This is a genomic window from Streptococcus sanguinis (genome assembly GCF_026781265.1).
In the GTDB taxonomy this organism is placed as follows: domain Bacteria; phylum Bacillota; class Bacilli; order Lactobacillales; family Streptococcaceae; genus Streptococcus; species Streptococcus sanguinis_T.
In genome coordinates this window covers 349,455-367,123 of the sequence record NZ_JAKUVC010000002.1, presented here as the reverse complement: position 1 = coordinate 367,123, position 17,669 = coordinate 349,455, and the positions used below count along the sequence as shown (strand labels likewise).

At 43.2% G+C, this 17,669-nt stretch carries 17 protein-coding genes and 1 other annotated feature; of the genes, 14 read left to right on the top strand and 3 right to left on the bottom strand.

Features of this window, described 5'->3' with window-relative positions:
- Positions 1–88 precede the first annotated feature (88 nt).
- From MK370_RS02620 to MK370_RS02605, 4 genes are read left to right on the top strand one after another with little or no spacing between them, the layout of a single operon-like run.
- Positions 89–1,246, top strand: a complete 1,158-nt coding sequence (locus MK370_RS02620) for an ABC transporter ATP-binding protein (RefSeq protein ID WP_002904388.1) — start codon at positions 89–91, stop codon at positions 1,244–1,246.
- Positions 1,227–2,033 carry an ABC transporter permease gene (locus MK370_RS02615; protein ID WP_002895634.1) on the top strand — a complete coding sequence of 269 codons (807 nt, stop codon included), beginning with the start codon at positions 1,227–1,229 and terminating at the stop codon, positions 2,031–2,033. Before MK370_RS02620 ends, MK370_RS02615 begins: the two co-directional genes overlap by 20 nt.
- The gene (locus MK370_RS02610; protein WP_002900472.1) at positions 2,030–2,803 is read left to right on the top strand and encodes an ABC transporter permease; all 774 of its coding nucleotides are present in this window, start codon (positions 2,030–2,032) and stop codon (positions 2,801–2,803) included. Before MK370_RS02615 ends, MK370_RS02610 begins: the two co-directional genes overlap by 4 nt.
- The gene (locus MK370_RS02605) at positions 2,800–3,870 is read left to right on the top strand and encodes an ABC transporter substrate-binding protein (protein WP_268684031.1); all 1,071 of its coding nucleotides are present in this window, start codon (positions 2,800–2,802) and stop codon (positions 3,868–3,870) included. The genes MK370_RS02610 and MK370_RS02605 overlap by 4 nt, the downstream gene beginning before the upstream one ends.
- A 70-nt stretch (positions 3,871–3,940) precedes the next feature.
- Here MK370_RS02605 and MK370_RS02600 read toward each other — a convergent pair whose 3' ends face one another.
- Both MK370_RS02600 and ppdK read right to left on the bottom strand, forming a co-directional pair.
- Positions 3,941–4,357 carry a DUF6556 family protein gene (locus MK370_RS02600; RefSeq protein WP_268684030.1) on the bottom strand — a complete coding sequence of 139 codons (417 nt, stop codon included), beginning with the start codon at positions 4,355–4,357 and terminating at the stop codon, positions 3,941–3,943.
- Positions 4,358–4,542: 185 nt separating this feature from the next.
- Entirely contained in the window at positions 4,543–7,164 is a 2,622-nt protein-coding gene (ppdK, locus tag MK370_RS02595; protein ID WP_268684029.1) for a pyruvate, phosphate dikinase, read from the bottom strand.
- A 246-nt stretch (positions 7,165–7,410) separates the two neighbouring features.
- On the opposite strand from ppdK, the gene MK370_RS02590 reads away from it, so the two are divergent.
- From MK370_RS02590 to MK370_RS02545, 10 genes are all read left to right on the top strand, one after another.
- A complete protein-coding gene (locus MK370_RS02590) occupies positions 7,411–8,040 on the top strand; it encodes a CBS domain-containing protein (protein WP_002906671.1) in 630 nt (209 codons plus the stop codon).
- A 5-nt stretch (positions 8,041–8,045) separates the two neighbouring features.
- Entirely contained in the window at positions 8,046–8,864 is an 819-nt protein-coding gene (locus MK370_RS02585) for a pyruvate, water dikinase regulatory protein (protein ID WP_268684028.1), read from the top strand.
- A gap of 41 nt (positions 8,865–8,905) precedes the next feature.
- Positions 8,906–10,816, top strand: coding sequence for a fructose-1,6-bisphosphatase (locus MK370_RS02580; protein WP_268684027.1), 1,911 nt, complete (start codon positions 8,906–8,908; stop codon positions 10,814–10,816).
- Positions 10,817–10,916: 100 nt separating this feature from the next.
- On the top strand, positions 10,917–12,059 hold the full coding sequence (locus MK370_RS02575; RefSeq protein ID WP_268684026.1) for a cysteine desulfurase family protein: 1,143 nt from the start codon (positions 10,917–10,919) through the stop codon (positions 12,057–12,059).
- Positions 12,060–12,062: 3 nt separating this feature from the next.
- Positions 12,063–13,277, top strand: coding sequence for a tRNA uracil 4-sulfurtransferase ThiI (gene thiI, locus MK370_RS02570; protein WP_268684025.1), 1,215 nt, complete (start codon positions 12,063–12,065; stop codon positions 13,275–13,277).
- 21 nt (positions 13,278–13,298) lie between these two features.
- Complete coding sequence (locus tag MK370_RS02565; protein WP_268684024.1) at positions 13,299–13,820, top strand: methyltransferase family protein; 522 nt, start codon at positions 13,299–13,301, stop codon at positions 13,818–13,820.
- A gap of 170 nt (positions 13,821–13,990) precedes the next feature.
- Positions 13,991–14,078 (top strand) — a sequence feature (ribosomal protein L21 leader region).
- Between the two features lie 33 nt (positions 14,079–14,111).
- Positions 14,112–14,426 carry a 50S ribosomal protein L21 gene (rplU, locus tag MK370_RS02560; RefSeq protein ID WP_002904398.1) on the top strand — a complete coding sequence of 105 codons (315 nt, stop codon included), beginning with the start codon at positions 14,112–14,114 and terminating at the stop codon, positions 14,424–14,426.
- 15 nt (positions 14,427–14,441) lie between these two features.
- Complete coding sequence (locus MK370_RS02555; protein ID WP_002900460.1) at positions 14,442–14,786, top strand: ribosomal-processing cysteine protease Prp; 345 nt, start codon at positions 14,442–14,444, stop codon at positions 14,784–14,786.
- 17 nt (positions 14,787–14,803) lie between these two features.
- Positions 14,804–15,097 carry a 50S ribosomal protein L27 gene (gene rpmA / locus MK370_RS02550; RefSeq protein WP_002895619.1) on the top strand — a complete coding sequence of 98 codons (294 nt, stop codon included), beginning with the start codon at positions 14,804–14,806 and terminating at the stop codon, positions 15,095–15,097.
- Between the two features lie 250 nt (positions 15,098–15,347).
- Positions 15,348–16,700 carry a vWA domain-containing protein gene (locus tag MK370_RS02545; RefSeq protein ID WP_125409166.1) on the top strand — a complete coding sequence of 451 codons (1,353 nt, stop codon included), beginning with the start codon at positions 15,348–15,350 and terminating at the stop codon, positions 16,698–16,700.
- 97 nt (positions 16,701–16,797) lie between these two features.
- On the opposite strand, the gene MK370_RS02540 is transcribed toward MK370_RS02545, so the two are convergent.
- Complete coding sequence (locus MK370_RS02540; protein ID WP_101771298.1) at positions 16,798–17,538, bottom strand: hypothetical protein; 741 nt, start codon at positions 17,536–17,538, stop codon at positions 16,798–16,800.
- Positions 17,539–17,669: the final 131 nt, after the last annotated feature.

Below are 17,669 nucleotides of genomic sequence, written 5' to 3'. Positions count from 1 at the left end.
ATAAAGGGCCTTTACAGCCCTCACGAGGTAGCAGCGGTCTGACAGAACCCTTAATCTGTTAATACGAGAAAGAAGGAATTTATGACAATTGAAAAAACCAATCATCGAGTTTAAAAACGTTTCAAAAGTTTTTGAAGATAATAATACTGTCGTTCTGAAAGATATTAATTTCGAGCTGGAAGAAGGAAAGTTCTATACTTTGCTGGGCTCTTCTGGCTCTGGAAAATCAACGATTCTGAACATTATTGCCGGTCTTTTGGACGCGACAGACGGGGATATTTTTCTTGATGGTGTCCGCATCAATGATATTCCCACCAATAAAAGAGACGTCCATACGGTGTTTCAGTCCTATGCACTGTTTCCGCATATGAATGTTTTTGAAAATGTTGCCTTCCCGCTGCGTCTGCGCAAGGTTGATAAAAAAGAAATTCAAGAGCGGGTTGCAGAAGTGCTGAAAATGGTTCAGCTGGAAGGCTTTGAGCGCCGTTCTATTCGTAAACTGTCGGGCGGTCAGCGCCAGCGTGTAGCCATCGCGCGGGCAATCATTAATCAGCCGCGGGTTGTTTTGCTGGATGAGCCTCTGTCTGCTCTGGATTTGAAGCTGCGCACGGACATGCAGTATGAGTTGCGGGAATTGCAGCAGCGTCTGGGCATTACCTTTGTCTTTGTCACGCACGACCAAGAGGAAGCCTTGGCTATGAGCGACTGGATTTTCGTTATGAATGACGGCGAGATTGTTCAGTCGGGAACGCCTGTCGATATTTATGACGAGCCTATTAACCATTTTGTTGCAACCTTCATTGGCGAGTCCAACATCCTGCCAGGCAAGATGATTGAAGACTATCTGGTTGAGTTTAACGGTAAGCGTTTTGAAGCAGTGGATGGCGGGATGCGCCCAAATGAATCTGTTGAAGTAGTGATTCGGCCGGAGGACTTGCGGATTACTCTGCCAGAAGAAGGCAAGCTGCAGGTTAAAGTTGATACCCAGCTTTTCCGTGGCGTTCACTATGAGATTATCGCTTATGATGAACTGGGCAATGAATGGATGATTCACTCGACTCGCAAGGCCATTGTTGGTGAAGAAATTGGTCTGCATTTCGAGCCTGAAGATATCCATATCATGCGTCTCAATGAAACTGAAGAAGAATTCGATGCCCGTATCGAAGAATATGTAGAAGTAGAAGAGCAAGAAGCGGGTCTAATCAATGCCATTGAGGAGGAACGCGATGAAGAAAACAACCTCTAATCTCTTTCTCTTGCCCTACCTGCTCTGGATTTTCCTTTTTGTCTTGGCACCTGTTGTCATGATTATCTGGAAATCCTTCTTTAACATTGAAGGCCAGTTTACGCTGGAAAATTACCAGACCTACTTTACATCGCAGAACTGGACCTATCTCAAGATGAGTCTGAACTCGGTCCTTTATGCAGGGATTATTACTGTTGTTACCCTGCTGATTTCCTATCCGACCGCCTTCTTTTTGACTCAGCTCAAGCACAAGCAGCTCTGGCTGATGCTGATTGTCCTGCCGACCTGGATTAATCTCCTGCTCAAAGCTTATGCTTTCATTGGTATTTTCGGCCAGAATGGCTCAATCAATCAATTTCTGACTTTTATCGGAGTAGGACCGCAGCAGATTCTCTTTACGGACTTTTCATTTATCTTTGTAGCCAGCTACATCGAGCTGCCTTTTATGATTCTGCCCATTTTCAACGTTCTGGATGATTTGGATCCTAATCTTATCAATGCCAGCTATGACTTGGGAGCTAATCGCTGGGAGACTTTCCGTCGGGTTGTTTTCCCTTTGTCCTTGAATGGTGTCAGAAGTGGAGTGCAGTCAGTCTTTATCCCTAGTCTCAGTCTCTTCATGCTGACCCGCTTAATCGGTGGTAATCGAGTGATTACTCTGGGAACTGCCATTGAGCAGCACTTCCTGACTACTCAAAACTGGGGCATGGGCTCTACTATCGGTGTGGTACTGATTGTTGCTATGCTCTTTACCATGTGGGCAACCAAGGAAAGGAGAGGGCGATGAAAAAAATTGCAAATCTCTATCTGGCCTTTGTCTTTTTGGTCCTCTACATTCCCATCTTTTACCTGATTGCTTATGCCTTTAATGCTGGGGAAGACATGAATCGTTTTACAGGATTCAGTCTCAGCCACTTTCAGAATCTCTTTGAGGATTCACGGCTGATTCTGATTTTGGTTCAGACTTTCTTTCTGGCTTTCCTGTCTTCATTGATTGCGACGCTGATTGGGACTTTTGGAGCCATCTATATCTATCAAGCTCGCAAGAAATATCAGGATGCCTTTCTGTCTATCAACAATATCCTCATGGTGGCACCGGATGTCATGATTGGGGCCAGTTTTCTGATTCTCTTTACCACTGCAAAATTCCAGCTGGGCTTCCTGTCTGTATTGGCTAGCCATGTGGCCTTTTCCATTCCGATTGTGGTGCTGATGATTCTTCCACGTCTGAAGGAAATGAATGATGATATGATTAAGGCTGCCTATGACCTAGGTGCCAGCCAATTGCAAATGCTGAAAGAAATCATGCTGCCTTATCTGACTCCAGCCATTATCGCTGGCTACTTCATGGCTTTTACCTATTCGCTAGATGATTTTGCTGTGACCTTCTTCGTTACAGGCAATGGTTTCTCTACTCTGTCTGTTGAGATTTACTCCCGCGCTCGTCAGGGGATTTCTCTGGAAATCAATGCCCTATCAGCCTTGGTCTTTCTCTTCAGCATTGCTTTGGTAATTGGGTATTACTTTATCACCCGTGAGAAGGAGGAGACCGTATGAGAAAGCTCTATTCATTTTTAGCGGGAATTCTGCTGATTATCCTAGTTTTGTGGGGTGTTAGTTACCAGATTGAAAGTCGGACGCAGAGCAAGGAGAGCGATAAGCTGGTCATTTACAACTGGGGGGACTATATCGATCCTGAGCTGCTGACTGAGTTTACTAAGGAAACTGGTGTCCAAATCCAGTACGATACATTTGACTCCAATGAAGCCATGTATACGAAAGTAAAGCAGGGCGGCACAACCTACGACATTGCTATTCCTAGTGAATATATGATTGCCAAGATGATGAAGGAAGGCTTGGTGGAAAAGCTAGATCATAGCCAGATTAAAGGTTTGGAAAATATAGGATCTGACTTTTTAGACCAGCCTTTCGATCCTGGAAATCAATACTCGATTCCTTATTTTTGGGGAACACTGGGCATTGTCTACAATGAAAAAATGGTTGATAAAGCTCCAGAGCATTGGAATGACCTCTGGCGTCCTGAATACAAAAACTCCATCATGATGATTGACGGAGCCCGTGAAGTCATGGGACTTGGTCTGAACTCGGATGGCCATAGTCTCAACTCCAAAGATGCAGATCAGCTCCAGGAGGCTGTTGATAAGCTCTACACTCTGACGCCAAACATCAAGGCCATTGTGGCTGATGAGATGAAAGGATACATGATTCAGAACAATGCAGCTATCGGTGTGACCTTTTCTGGTGAGGCTCGTCAGATGCTGGAGGCCAATGAAGATCTGCGCTATGTCGTACCAACAGAAGCTAGCAATCTTTGGTTTGATAATATTATCATTCCCAAAACAGTCAAAAATAAAAAAGCAGCCTATCAGTTTATTAACTTTATGCTGAGACCGGAAAATGCTTATAAGAACGCCCTTTATGTCGGCTATTCGACACCAAATCTTCCTGCCAAGGCCATGTTGCCTAAGGAAATTCAGGAAGATGAGGCTTTTTATCCGACTGAGGAAACGATGAAACACTTGGAAGTTTATGAGCAGTTGGGTCCTAAATGGCTGGGGACCTACAACGACCTCTATCTTCAAGTCAAGATGTATCGGAAATGATAGTCAAGCAAGGTTGCTTGATGAATACAAAAAAACGCCTGGCTCAATGAGCTGGGCGTTTTCTGCTTGCTTAGTTTGAAGCTTCTGTCTGAGTATTGGTTGCAGTGTCTTGACTCTGGCTAGAAGCGGTAGTGTCACCTGCTGCTGTATCTGCCGCAGAGCTAGAGGCACTAGTCTCAACCGCTGCTGTATCACTGCTGGAAGCGGCTGTATCAGTTGCAGCCGTTGAAGCAGGTCTGCTTGTTTCTTTTTCGATTTCCTTGATAATGGTAGTCGTTGCAGTGGAACTACTGGTATCAGATTTTGATTTGTCATCCTTATAACTGGTCAGATTCATGATCGTGATGCTGGCAATGATGATGGACAAGATACTGGCAACCGTTGCAATAGTCTTTTGGAAGGCTGAAAGACCAGTTTTAATATGCTGTTTAGTAGGTTTTTTAGATGATTTTGTCTTATTTTTATTGCTGCGAGAATAGTTTTCCATGCTCGAAAGAATCTCCTTTTAAAATTTCAATTGATGTCTCATCTCTCATTATACGTTTTTTATCTGAAAATGTCTTAAAAAAATCAAATTTTTATCTATGAAAACGCACACAGAAGATTGCTGTCAAGAAAAGAAACTGCCCAAATTTAGATTGAGCAGCTTCTTGAGCTAGAATAGCAAAGTAATTACGCCTTCTCATCTTGGAGTGCTGCTTGAGCGACAGCTAGTCTTGCTGCTGGAACCCGATAAGGAGAGCAGGAGACGTAGGTGACACCAATTTCTTGGAAGAAGGGGATGGAAGCCGGATCGCCACCGACCTCACCGCAGATGCCGATAGGAAGGTCGGGCTTGACTTGACGGCCCTTGCTGATGGCTATCCGCAACAATTCACCAACACCAGCTTGGTCGACGGTTTGGAAAGGATCAAAAGGAAGGATTTCTTTCTCCTTATAATGGCCGATGAATTTTCCAATATCATCCCGTGAAAAGCCGTAGGTCATCTGGGTCAGGTCGTTAGTACCAAAGCTGAAGAAGTCTGCTTCCTGAGCCAGCTGGTCTGCAACCAGACAGGCACGCGGTAGTTCGATCATGGTGCCAATTTCATAAGGGAAAGGTTCATGACCCTGATGCCTAAAGAGCTTGTTGATATGTTGGGTGAGAAAGGCTTTGACAGAGTCCAGCTCAGTCTTGTCTGCAATCAGCGGAATCATGATTTCTGGCTTGACGGTCAATCCTTCCTGACTCAGCTTGATAGCACTCTTGAAGACGGCTTCGACCTGCATCTTGTAAATCTCTGGTTGCGTAATCCCCAGACGACAGCCGCGGTGGCCTAGCATTGGATTGCTTTCCTGCAGCTGTTCAATGCGGCGAGTCAGTTTCTCTGGCGATTTATGTAGCTTATCAGCCAAAGCCTTAATTTCCTGTGAATCTTTAGGTAGAAATTCATGCATTGGTGGATCCAAAAGACGGATAATCATAGGTTTGTCCTGCACTGCTTGGAACATTTGATAAAAGTCATTTTCTTGGAATTCCAGCAGTTTTTTGAGGGCGGATCTGGTTTCCAATTCATTGTCAGCCAGAATCAGGCGTCGCATTTCTAGAATCCGTTCCTGACCAAAGAACATGTGTTCGGTACGTGCCAGACCGATGCCCTTTGCCCCAAACTTAATAGCTGTTTTTAGATCTTGAACGGTCTCTGCGTTGGCACGGACTTTGAGCTGTGCGAAATCATCTGCCCATGAAAGCAAGCGCTGAAGTTCTTGGTCATTTTCGATTAGGACGGTCGGAATCTCACCGCTATAAATGCGCCCAGAGCTGCCATCAACTGAAAGGACATCACCTTCAGTCAAAACAAGACTTCCGCAGGAAACAGTTTTGCTTTCCTCGCTGATGGTCAACTCTCCACAGCCAGCCACACAGCAGGTTCCCATTCCCCGGGCTACGACGGCTGCGTGAGAGGTCATACCGCCCTGACTGGTTACGATGGCTTGGCTGACGACCATGCCCTCAATGTCTTCAGGTGAAGTTTCCTGACGGACTAAAATGACCTTTTTACCCAAGGAGTGGTAGTCTTTGGCGCGCTTAGCTGTAAAGACAATCTCGCCAGTTGCAGCACCAGGGCTTGCTGGCAGTCCTTGAGCCAAGAAAGGAGCATCTTGTAAGGCTTTTTCTTCAAATACAGGATGGATGAGCTGGCTAATCGTAGCAGGAGATACGCGCTGGAGAGCTTCTTTTTTGCTGATAATGCCCTCGTCTACCAGATCTAAGGCGATTTTCAAAGATGCCTTGGCGGTCCGTTTACCGTTTCTAGTTTGGAGAATATAGAGTTTACCCTTTTCAATGGTAAATTCGATATCTTGCATGTCCTTGTAGTGATTTTCGAGAATCTTAGCATAGTCTTGGAAGGCTACATAGGCCTGAGGGAGAGCTGTCTCAAGTGCAGCAATAGGCTCAGGGGTTCGAATTCCGGCTACGACATCCTCTCCTTGTGCATTGAGCAAAAATTCGCCAAATAGCTGATGCTCACCGCTGGCAGGATTTCTCGTGAAGACAACTCCTGTACCACTGGCTTGGTCGCTATTTCCGAAAACCATGGCTTGGACATTAACCGCCGTTCCCAAATCATGAGGAATATCATTCAAGTTGCGGTAAACCTTAGCTCTAGGGTTATTCCAGGACTTGAAGACTGCCTTGATAGCAGCATAGAGCTGTTCTTTCGAGCTTTGGGGGAAGGTTTGATGATGCTCGCGATAAAGCTGCTTATACTGCTCAATCAAAGCTTGGTGCTCTTCCAGTGTGAAATCCTTGGCCTGTTTGCCAGCATTCTTTTCAAAATAGCCCAAGAGGTCATCGAACTCGTCCTTGGAAATGCCATAAACCACATCAGCAAACATTTGCAGCAGACGGCGGTAGCAGTTGTAGGCAAAGTCAGCATTGGTCTGCTCAGCCAGAGTCTGGGTTCTTAAATCATTCAGACCTAGATTGAGAATAGTGTCCATCATGCCCGGCATGGAAAACTTGGCTCCGCTTCGAACAGACACTAAGAGCAAGGCAGAATCGTTGCCACTAAAATATTTACCAGTTTTCTTTTCTAAATCGGCAACCGCTTTCAAAACATCTTCTTTTAAAGAAGATTCAAAGAAATAAGGGCTTTCTAAATATTCGATACAGCTTTCTGTGGTAATAGTAAAACCTGGAGGGACAGGCAGTCCCAAATTGGTCATTTCAGCTAGGTTGGCTCCTTTTCCGCCAAGCAGGGCTTTGTCATCTGAACATCCTTCCTCGAAGGAGTAAATCCATTTCGCCATATTTACCTCCAAAATTATGAAATATGTGTCATATTGTAGGACAAATACATTGTAATATACATCATATATATTTGTCAACCCGAAAAAAGCATCTTTTTTTATTGACAATTTTTCTTATTTTGTTATAATGTGTTACAAAATAATGATTATTTAAACGTTTAAAAATGAAATATGAGCAATAATTCTTAAATTTTTAATAAAATTCGGTTAATCATCTATTATAAAGAACGAAGGAGTCAGACCTATTTGAAATTAAGTGAACGGCAAAAGAAAATTGTAGAAATTGTAAAAGAACACCAGCCACTCAGCGGTGAGAAAATCTCTGAATTACTTGATATTTCTCGGGCGACCTTGCGCTCGGACTTGTCTTTTCTGACCTTGGTTGGGATTTTGAAGGCTACGCCTAAAGTTGGTTACACATACTCGGGCTCAGATTTAGAGACGCTTTTCTTTTTTGATACCTTTCGAAAGGAAGTGGCAGAGATTATGACTTCGCCTGTTTTGGTATCTCATGATTCTTTTATTCAAGATGCCATTATTACATTATTTATGTATGATGCGGATGTTCTCTATGTCATTGATGAGCATAAGCTGCTCTTGGGGATTTTGTCGCGTAAGGACCTGCTTCGGGCTTCGCTCAATACTAACATTGACAGCACTCCTGTAGCGGTCTGCATGACTCGAATGCCCCATATCAAAACTTGCTACAAGGATATGAACATTTTGGAAGCGGCAGCAGTTTTGCAGGATTTTGCGATTGATTCGCTGCCGGTAGTGGATAAGAATAATGAGCGTAAGATTTTAGGAACTGTGACCAAGTCAGCCCTGCTGGATTACATTATTCAAGAGGCCAGAAGTGCTGAGGTTAATAGATAAGAGGAATGAACATGAAGAAAGAAATTATTGTTTACAGCATTTCAGATTCTTTGGGGGGGACTTCGCAGAAGCTACTGTCTGCAGTGACAGCCCAGTACCCAGATATTATTTTTAATAACAGCTATCGTTTTCCATTTATCAACAGGGAAGAAGAATTGCTGGAAATTCTGCGTGACGCCATCAAGGACGATGCCCTTGTGATTAGTACTCTGGTTGATGGCAAGCTAGCAGCTGTAGCTAGAGAGTTCAGTCAGGCTAATGGCCTTGCTTATCTGGATTTGATGCATCCATTTTTTGAGATTATCAAGGAAAAGACAGGTACCAGTCCAATAGAGGTGCCGGGTACCTTGCACCGGCTGGACACTGAGTATTTTAATAAAATCTCCGCTATTGAGTTTGCGGTCAAATACGACGATGGCAAGGCACCACAAGGATTTTTAGATTCAGATTTGGTGCTCTTGGGCGTCTCCCGTACATCCAAAACGCCACTCAGTATTTATCTGGCTAATAAAGGCTACAAGGTTTCCAACCTGCCTTTGATTCCAGAAGTTCCTCTTCCTCAGGTCTTGGATAAGGTTGATCCAGAGAGGATTATCGGCCTCTTATGCGAACCAGAAAAACTGTCTAAGATACGCAGTAATCGTTTGAATTCTCTGGGATTGACCCAGTCGACCAGCTACACAGATCTGGAAAAGATATACGAAGAACTAGACTACTCAAAAGAAGTCTTTAAAAAGTATCGGGCGCATGTCATCAATATCACGGATAAATCAATTGAGGAGACGGCTTTCTTGATTGAAGACCATTTAAAGAAATTGAGATAAGAGAGAAGATTGAGAAAGTGGTTATAGAGTGAGGGTTGAAGATGGAGCAATATAAGCGTATTTTACTGAAAGAATTTGACAGTCGGCAGAAGGTCATTACAGAGCTGACTAACCTAGAGGCAATTTTGAACCTGCCCAAAGGGACGGAGCTGTATATCAGTGACATTCACGGGGAGTTTGCTGCTTTTGAATATATTTTGAGAAGCTGCGCAGGTATCCTCAATGAGAAGATCAAGGACTGTTTTGGGGACAGCTTGTCAGAATCTCATAAGGATCGGCTGTCAGCGCTGGTTTCCTATCCTGAGCTTGTGTTGGGGGAAGAAACTAAAGGCCAAGACTGGTATCAGGAAACCATTCCCCAGCTCTTGAATTTGCTGGCTTTTGCAGGTGCGAAATACAGTCGCTCCAAGGTCAGAAAGGCCTTGCCTCCACAATATGCCTATATTATCGAGGAGTTGCTCTATAGTGACAGGGCTCTAGCTGATAAAAAATCCTATTTTGAGAATATCCTGACTTATGTGATTGAATTGCGGGAAGCTGTGCCTTTTATCCTAGGCTTGTCCCGAAGTATTCGGCAGTTGTTGATCGACCATCTGCATGTGGTTGGAGATATTTTTGACCGAGGAGCTGGCAGTGCTCAGGTCATGGATGAACTGCAGCATTTTCACTCGCTTGATATTCAGTGGGGCAATCACGATATTATCTGGATGGGAGCCTTTTTTGGCTCTAAGGACTGCTTGCTCAATGTGCTGCGCATCGCAGCTCGCTATGGCTATCTATGGGATATCGAGAAAGATTATGGTTTAAACCTGCGTTCCTTGACTCTTTTTGCGGACAAGACTTACCAGTCTAATCCTAAGTTTAGACCCATTCTAGGCGGCAGAGAGCAGGAGTTTTCAGATGAGGAAATTCTGCAGCTGGAAAAGGTTCACCAAGCCTTAGCGATTATCCAGTTCAAACTGGAAAATCAACTCATCAAACGACGGCCTGAATTCCAGATGCAGGACCATGTTATGCTGGACAAGATTGATTATTGGGAAGAAAGTGTTACGATTGACGATACTAAACATGCCCTGGTTAATACCTGCTTCCAAACTATCAATCCGGAAAATCCTTCAGCTTTGACACCAGAAGAAAATCAAGCTGTAGACAGTATGCTGGCCTCGTTCCAAAGTTCTCTTAAGATGGCTGAGCATATGAGCCTTTTGATGAACAAGGGCTCTATGTATAAGATTTACAACCAGCATTTGCTTTTTCACGGCTGCATTCCTCTGGAGCCGTCAGGAGAATTCCAGCCTTTCATTCTCAATCAAGCCCATTATGCGGGCAAGGAATTGCTGGATTTCTTTGAGTATCATATTCGACAGTCGGCCAAGAACAAGGAAGTGGGTGATGATTTGTCGACTGACTTGATTTGGTATTGCTGGAAAGGTAAGCTGTCGCCCCTGTTTGGAAAAGAAAAGATGACTACCTTGGAGCGCTATTTCATTGAAGATAAGGACACCCACAAGGAAGTGGAAAATTCTTATTTTTCTTATCGTAATTCTGAGAAAGTCTGCCAGCTGATTTTGGAAGAATTTGGTCTCTTTTCTCAAGAGTCTAGGATGGTCAATGGCCATACTCCGGTTAAGACGGGTAAGGGAGAGTCGCCTATCCGTGGCGGCGGTTTGCTCTTTGTAATTGATGGCGGTCTGTGTGAAGCCTATCAAAAGAAGACCGGTACGGCGGGCTATTCCTTGCTCAATAATTCCTACGGTTTTCAGTTGGTCACCCATCAGCCTTTCCAAAATGCCCAAAAGATTGTGGAGTCGCCTTTTGCTCAGACCTCTTTGAAAAAGGTGGTTGAAAATGTAGAGGAACGAACCCTCATCAAATCTACTACCATAGGTCAGAGCTTGTTAGCTCAACAACAGGAACTCTTTGGCTTACTGCATGAGTTTTATGACCGGTGATGTTTAGTCCTAAGTTCTAACAGAATTTAGGGCTTTTTCTTTCTTGTTCCAGCTTCTCTTTCGTGTTACAATAGGAGTATTCAAATTTAGAGGAAAGAACATGATTTATTTAGATAACTCAGCGACAACCAAGCCTTATCCTGAGGCTTTGGCCGCTTACACAGAGGTCGCTTCTAAAATCTGGGGCAATCCATCCAGCCTGCATAGTTTAGGCAGTCAGGCAACCCGTCTCTTAGAAGCTTCTCGCCAGCAAATAGCAGAGCTTTTAGGCAAGTCTTCTTCGGAGATTTTTTTTACGTCCGGAGGAACAGAAGGGGATAACTGGGTGCTTAAAGGAGTTGCTTTTGAAAAAGTTCCCTTTGGCAAACACATCATCGTATCTAACATTGAGCATCCCGCAGTTAAAGAATCAGCCCTCTGGTTGCAGAGTCAAGGCTTTGAAGTTAATTTTGCCCCAGTAGACAAGGCAGGTTTTGTTGAGGTAGACAAGCTGGCTGAGTTGATTCGACCAGACACTACTCTGGTCTCCATCATGGCTGTCAATAATGAAATCGGCAGTATTCAGCCCATTCAGAAAATATCCGAACTGCTAGCAAACAAACCGACTATTTCCTTTCACGTGGACGCTGTACAGGCTATTACGAAGATTCCGACGGCTACTTATCTGACGGATCGTGTGGATTTTGCGACATTTTCCAGTCATAAATTTCACGGTCTGCGGGGCGTAGGATTTGTCTATATCAAGTCTGGCAAGAAAATCAGTCCCCTCTTGACTGGTGGCGGTCAGGAGTCGGACAAGCGCTCAACGACGGAGAATTTAGCAGGTATTGCAGCGACAGCTAAGGCTCTGCGGCTGTCCATGGAAAAGCAAGAAGTATTTGCCCAGCGGACGGATCAGATGAAGAAGATTCTTCTTGAAGGACTGCAGAAGTATCCAGATGTGGTGATTTTCTCAGACATGGAAGATTTCGCCCCCCATATACTAACCTTTGGTATCAAGGGAGTGCGGGGTGAAGTCGTCGTCCATGCATTTGAAGACTACGAGATCTATATCTCGACTACCAGTGCTTGCTCTTCTAAAGCTGGAAAGCCAGCGGGAACCCTAATCGCTATGGGCGTCGAAAAGTCTCTGGCTCAAACTGCTGTTCGCATCAGTTTGGATCTTGACAATGATATGAGCCAGATGGAGCAGTTTTTGACAGCTTTTAAAATCATTTACGAAAAAACCAGAAAAGTAAGGTAAACAATGCAATATTCAGAAATTATGGTACGCTACGGTGAGCTGTCTACTAAGGGCAAGAACCGCATGCGCTTTATCAACAAACTCAAACGCAATATCCAAGCTGTCTTATCGATCTATCCGCGGGTTCATGTCAAGGCTGACCGTGACCGCACTCATATCTATCTGCAAGGAACCGACTATCAGCCAGTCGCCGAATCACTCAAGCAGATTTTTGGGATTCAGAATTTCTCACCATCTTATAGGGTTAAAAAGTCTGTATCAGCCTTGATTGAAGCTGTTCAAACCATCATGAAGCAAGTCTATCAGGAAGGCATGACCTTTAAGATTACCAGCAAGCGCAGTGATCACAGCTTTGAGTTAGATAGCCGCGAGCTTAACCAGACACTTGGTGATGCTGTTTTTGAGGCCATTCCTAATGTTCAGGTCAAGATGAAAGCGCCGGATATTGAGCTACGTGTCGAAATTCGTGAAGAAGCGGCCTATATCTCTTATGAGACAATTCGTGGTGCTGGGGGACTGCCAGTTGGCACTTCAGGAAAAGGTATGCTCATGCTGTCTGGCGGAATCGACTCACCGGTGGCTGGTTATCTGGCCCTCAAGCGCGGTGTGGATATTGAGGTGGTTCACTTTGCCAGTCCTCCTTATACTAGTCCAGGTGCTTTGAAAAAAGCTCAAGATTTGACGCGCAAACTGACCAAGTTTGGTGGCAATATCCAGTTTATCGAAGTGCCCTTTACAGAGATTCAGGAGGAAATCAAGGCCAAGGCTCCAGAAGCCTACCTGATGACACTGACTCGACGCTTTATGATGCGTATTACAGACCAGATTCGGGAGAAGAGGGGCGCTCAAGTTATCATCAACGGAGAAAGTCTCGGTCAGGTGGCAAGTCAAACCATTGAGAGTATGCAGGCTATCAATGCCGTGACCAATACACCGGTTATCCGTCCTGTCGTGACGATGGACAAGCTGGAAATCATTGAGATTGCAGAAAAAATCGATACTTTCCAAATTTCTATCCAGCCATTTGAAGACTGCTGTACTATTTTTGCTCCAGACCGTCCTAAGACCAATCCGAAAATCAAGAATGCTGAGAAGTACGAAACTTACCTAGATGTTGAAGGCTTGGTTGAGCGCGCTGTTGCAGGCATTATGATTACAGAAATCACACCAGAAGCTGAGACCGACGAAGTTGATGAGCTGATTGAGGGACTGTTGTAAAAGCGAGAGAAGGTGACGTTTATGCTTGCTTTTTTTCTCTTAATTCCTTTTTTGCTGATTCGTTTTCCTTTATTGAGTCATTTCGAAAAAAACGCTTTGTCACGCGCAGCTTATTTTGCGCCGGTACAAGGAAAGGAAAAGATAGCTTATATGATTTATCAATTGAGCAATCTAGCCGTGTTCATAACTCCTTTTTTGCTTGAAATTAAGTTTGATTTTTCTGTTTTCTTTTATGCTGGTATAGCTATTTACCTGCTTGGTTTGGCTTTGTGTGCTATCAGTATGAGGGATTTCGCTAGACCAGATGCAAACGGCATGAATACAAAGGGCCTTTATCGCTATTCCCGTAATCCCATGTATGTAGCTTACTTTGTTTGTTTTTTGGGAATAGCTTTTTTGACTAAGTCAATGATTTTCTTTCTGATTTTAGTGATTTTTCAGACTGCGGCCCACTGGATTATTCTCTCAGAGGAGCGCTGGTGTCTTGAAAAATTCGGGAAATCTTATCAAGAATATCAAGATAGGGTGCGGCGTTATATTTAGAAATTTTTTATCTAATCATTATTTAACAAGGAGGTTAGCGGATAACTGAGATTGTCTTTGTTCATTAGTGGACAAAATCTAAAGATAATCCTTGAAAATCCGTTTTCATGAGCTGAAAAAGCTTGCTAAAGAGCTGCAGAAGTGCTATACTTATAGAGTTGACTATGCACATTCCTGTGCAACCGCACGATCATCGTTGCTCACTCAGTGAGATAGAAGTGGTTCGTCCCACGATGCTAGGCGAGTCTTCACAAAATCTGGGGAAACCCTAAAAATCATAGGAGGTGCATAATGAGCACATACGCAATCATTAAAACTGGCGGAAAACAAGTTAAAGTTGAAGTTGGTCAAGCAATCTACGTTGAAAAGTTGAACGCTGAAGCTGGTCAAGACGTTACTTTTGACGAAGTTGTTCTTGTTGGTGGTGAAAACACTGTTGTAGGAACTCCGCTTGTTGCTGGAGCTTCTGTTGTCGGAACTGTTGAAAAACAAGGCAAGCAAAAGAAGGTTGTTACTTACAAGTACAAACCTAAAAAAGGCAGCCATCGTAAACAAGGTCACCGTCAACCATATACAAAAGTTGTCATCAACGCTATCAACGCTTAATTTTAAGGAGATTAAATGATACAAGCAGTCTTTGAAAGAGCCGAAGATGGCGAACTGAGGCGTGCAGAAATCACAGGTCACGCCGCGAGTGGTGAATACGGCTTTGATGTCGTGTGTGCGTCCGTTTCGACGCTCGCCATTAATTTTGTCAATTCAGTTGAGAAATTCGCAGGCTACGAACCAAACTTAGAATTAAACGAAATAGAAGGCGGTTATCTGAAGGTTGAAATTCCTCAGGATATACCGTCGCACCAAAGAGAAATGACTCAGCTTTTCTTTGAATCATTTTTCCTAGGAATGGCAAACTTATCGGAGGACTCATCTGAGTTCGTCCAAACCAGAGTTATCACAGAAAACTAACACGGAGGAAAAACATTATGTTAAAAATGAATCTTGCTAACTTGCAATTATTCGCCCACAAAAAAGGTGGAGGTTCCACATCTAACGGACGTGATTCACAAGCAAAACGTCTGGGAGCTAAAGCAGCTGACGGTCAAACCGTAACAGGTGGTTCTATCCTTTACCGTCAACGCGGCACTCACATCCATGCAGGTGTCAACGTTGGACGCGGCGGAGATGATACTTTGTTCGCAAAAGTTGAAGGCGTAGTACGCTTTGAGCGCAAAGGACGCGATAAGAAACAAGTTTCTGTTTACCCAATCGCTAAATAATTAATAAGAAATCCCCATGCTCGGATATTGAGCATGGGGATTTCTTATTAGAGACGGCACGATAAAGCATTTATTTAATAATTCATGATGATGCTCATCAATTTTAGCATACAAACTCTGATAATATTCTAAAATTTTAATTTTTAGACTAATAAATATTTGAAATCGCTTGCAGTTCCTATTTTTTTATGTTATTCTATATAAAATAGATGCAATCATGTTTCTAAATCTAAAAAGATAAGGAGAAATTATGGAAAAAGAATCATTTAAACTTCCAAGCTTTTCATTGTACAAATTGAAAGTTGGATTAGCATCAGCAACTCTTCTATTTGCCTTTTCACAAGCTTCGCATGTTTTTGCAGACCAGGTTGGGACACCATCTTCAAGCGGTATAGCAAAAACTGAAGCAGTAAGCTCTCCGATTGAAGCTGCTGGTGCTGAAATTGCTGCTGATACGACGAAACCTGTTGTTGAAGAATCTGCAGCGAAACCAGGAGATTTGATTGATGTCTCAAAAAAAGTATCGCCTGTTGATGTCAAAGAAAGTCAAGAAAGCAATCAAACAGTCCGTGTAGAAACGGCAACCGTTGATGTTACAAAGACAGAAGTGGCTCCGGCAAAGGTTGATAAGGCGCCAGAGCCAATAACTAGACGTACTGAAAATACTTTATCTGGCACTGATGAAAATGGGAATCCCTATACGCAGTATGAGCGAGTAGATAAGACTACAACCATCACCTACACCTCAACGCCACCAACTGTGACAAAAGCTGGTTCAGCTGATATTGTCTTTGTTGTCGACCGTTCAGGATCCATGGGTGGCACAATTGATATTGTTCGTGCAAATATTAATGAATTTGTGCGAAATATTACTAAAGAGGGTATTACAGCACGTTTTGGTTTGGCAACATTTAGCGATGAAGTCTACGGCCGTAATTCTGGCAGCAAAGATGAAGATACGGTTCTAACACGGTTTGGGTCATCTTATTTTACAACTGATCCGGCTGAGCTCGAAAAAGCATTGGCTGCAATTCGTATAGCGAGTGGAGGAGATACTCCAGAAACACCAACTCCTGCCCTGAACCAGATTATTTCAACCTATGATTGGTCTAAGTCATCTAAAAATAAGAAATTCGTCGTTTTATTGACAGATGCTGAAATGAAAGAAGACCCTTCAATTCCAACGGTTGCTGATACACTTGCTGCTCTAAAAGCTGCTGGTATAGAAAGAACTGTAGCGACGGTAAAAGCGATTGAGGGAATTTACAAAAATTTTGCAACAGAAGGCAGAGTGCTTGATATCGAAAATAACTTGGCTGATGCTCTGACAAAGGGAACCACTTCATGGATTGTTGAAAGTGTCAATGAAGCTCGTTACTATAAAATCATAAAAGATAGTTATCAATTCTATCTTGAGCGTCGTACTACAATGCCTACATCTACCGTCTACCATGTTCAGGCACCAACACTTTTGGCCAAATCAGAACAGTCTCTTCCTAAAACAGGAAGTAGCGAAAAGGCAGTCTATAGTGTTGTGGGGCTTGGTTTGCTTCTGGCTGGATTGGGGCTAGATATTAGTGTAAGAAAATCAAAAGAACAATAACCATCTGCTTATAAAAAATGAATTTTCTATTTGAGTGATTTTGAATAAAATAAATACCAGAAACGAAGACATACGTCCTCATTTCTGGTATTTTTCGTTATGGTGTAACTTCTTCGTCTTTTATATTGACAACGCCATGCCAATTAGTATAATAGGTCTTTCCTTTGTAGTCGAAAGAACCTTGCCTCAAAAGATCGCCATACTCGGTAAAGTAATAATAGTACTTGCCAATCTTATAAAGTCCGTTTTTATAAGGCGATCCATCTCCTCCGATGTAGAAGGTATATTCAGTGAAATCAATAAATCTGTTTTTAACCAGTCGTCCGTAAGAATCAAAGAAGTATTGCTTGCCATCAACAGTGTAAAAGTTAATGACCCTTTGTCCTTTGTTATCAAAATAATAGACGTTACCAGTTGGGCTGGTATAGAAGGAATTTTTTAGATTCGTCGGAATTTGTTCTGCTGGGTCATCTTGAACTTTGTATGTATAACCAGAGAGGTCCGCGCCGTAGTATTTACCCTCGTGAAGAACGATTCTATTTGTAATTCTTTCGCCAGACTCATCATAAAAAGCATTAGGGAACTCACTCTTAGGTGCTTCCGGAACCTTGATAGGTCCTGGATCATCAAAGATAGTAGGGTCGTCCTCAATATCTGGTACACTAGGATCGTAAATACCAACTTCACGTCTAGAAGCCCAGTCAGGGATTGACTTGTTCTCCGCTCGAACTGTTCCGGTGGAAATCAAAGCAGCGGCTAAAGTCGCAGCAGAAGCCAGGGAAAGCCCCAGCCAGTAGCGGCGGTTGAGCATTACTTTAGTCTTCTTTTCTTGTCTCATAGCAAATCCTTTCTATGCAACTGTTAGCACAAGATAAAAGAATCTTGTTTTTAACAGTTAGGTTATGTTATTTCTATAAAATTATACCTCTGTAACATTTCTATAATATTGTAATACTATTTCATTTTTAT

Excerpts from the sequence above, each read along its gene's own strand:
- MK370_RS02615 (WP_002895634.1), top strand. The coding sequence starts at position 1,227 with ATGAAGAAAACAACCTCTAATCTCTTTCTCTTGCCCTACCTGCTCTGG.
- MK370_RS02610 (WP_002900472.1), top strand. The coding sequence starts at position 2,030 with ATGAAAAAAATTGCAAATCTCTATCTGGCCTTTGTCTTTTTGGTCCTC.
- MK370_RS02605 (WP_268684031.1), top strand. The coding sequence starts at position 2,800 with ATGAGAAAGCTCTATTCATTTTTAGCGGGAATTCTGCTGATTATCCTA.
- MK370_RS02600 (WP_268684030.1), bottom strand. The coding sequence starts at position 4,357 with ATGGAAAACTATTCTCGCAGCAATAAAAATAAGACAAAATCATCTAAA.
- ppdK (WP_268684029.1), bottom strand. The coding sequence starts at position 7,164 with ATGGCGAAATGGATTTACTCCTTCGAGGAAGGATGTTCAGATGACAAA.
- MK370_RS02585 (WP_268684028.1), top strand. The coding sequence starts at position 8,046 with ATGAACATGAAGAAAGAAATTATTGTTTACAGCATTTCAGATTCTTTG.
- MK370_RS02580 (WP_268684027.1), top strand. The coding sequence starts at position 8,906 with ATGGAGCAATATAAGCGTATTTTACTGAAAGAATTTGACAGTCGGCAG.
- MK370_RS02575 (WP_268684026.1), top strand. The coding sequence starts at position 10,917 with ATGATTTATTTAGATAACTCAGCGACAACCAAGCCTTATCCTGAGGCT.
- thiI (WP_268684025.1), top strand. The coding sequence starts at position 12,063 with ATGCAATATTCAGAAATTATGGTACGCTACGGTGAGCTGTCTACTAAG.
- MK370_RS02565 (WP_268684024.1), top strand. The coding sequence starts at position 13,299 with ATGCTTGCTTTTTTTCTCTTAATTCCTTTTTTGCTGATTCGTTTTCCT.
- rplU (WP_002904398.1), top strand. The coding sequence starts at position 14,112 with ATGAGCACATACGCAATCATTAAAACTGGCGGAAAACAAGTTAAAGTT.
- MK370_RS02555 (WP_002900460.1), top strand. The coding sequence starts at position 14,442 with ATGATACAAGCAGTCTTTGAAAGAGCCGAAGATGGCGAACTGAGGCGT.
- rpmA (WP_002895619.1), top strand. The coding sequence starts at position 14,804 with ATGTTAAAAATGAATCTTGCTAACTTGCAATTATTCGCCCACAAAAAA.
- MK370_RS02545 (WP_125409166.1), top strand. The coding sequence starts at position 15,348 with ATGGAAAAAGAATCATTTAAACTTCCAAGCTTTTCATTGTACAAATTG.
- MK370_RS02540 (WP_101771298.1), bottom strand. The coding sequence starts at position 17,538 with ATGAGACAAGAAAAGAAGACTAAAGTAATGCTCAACCGCCGCTACTGG.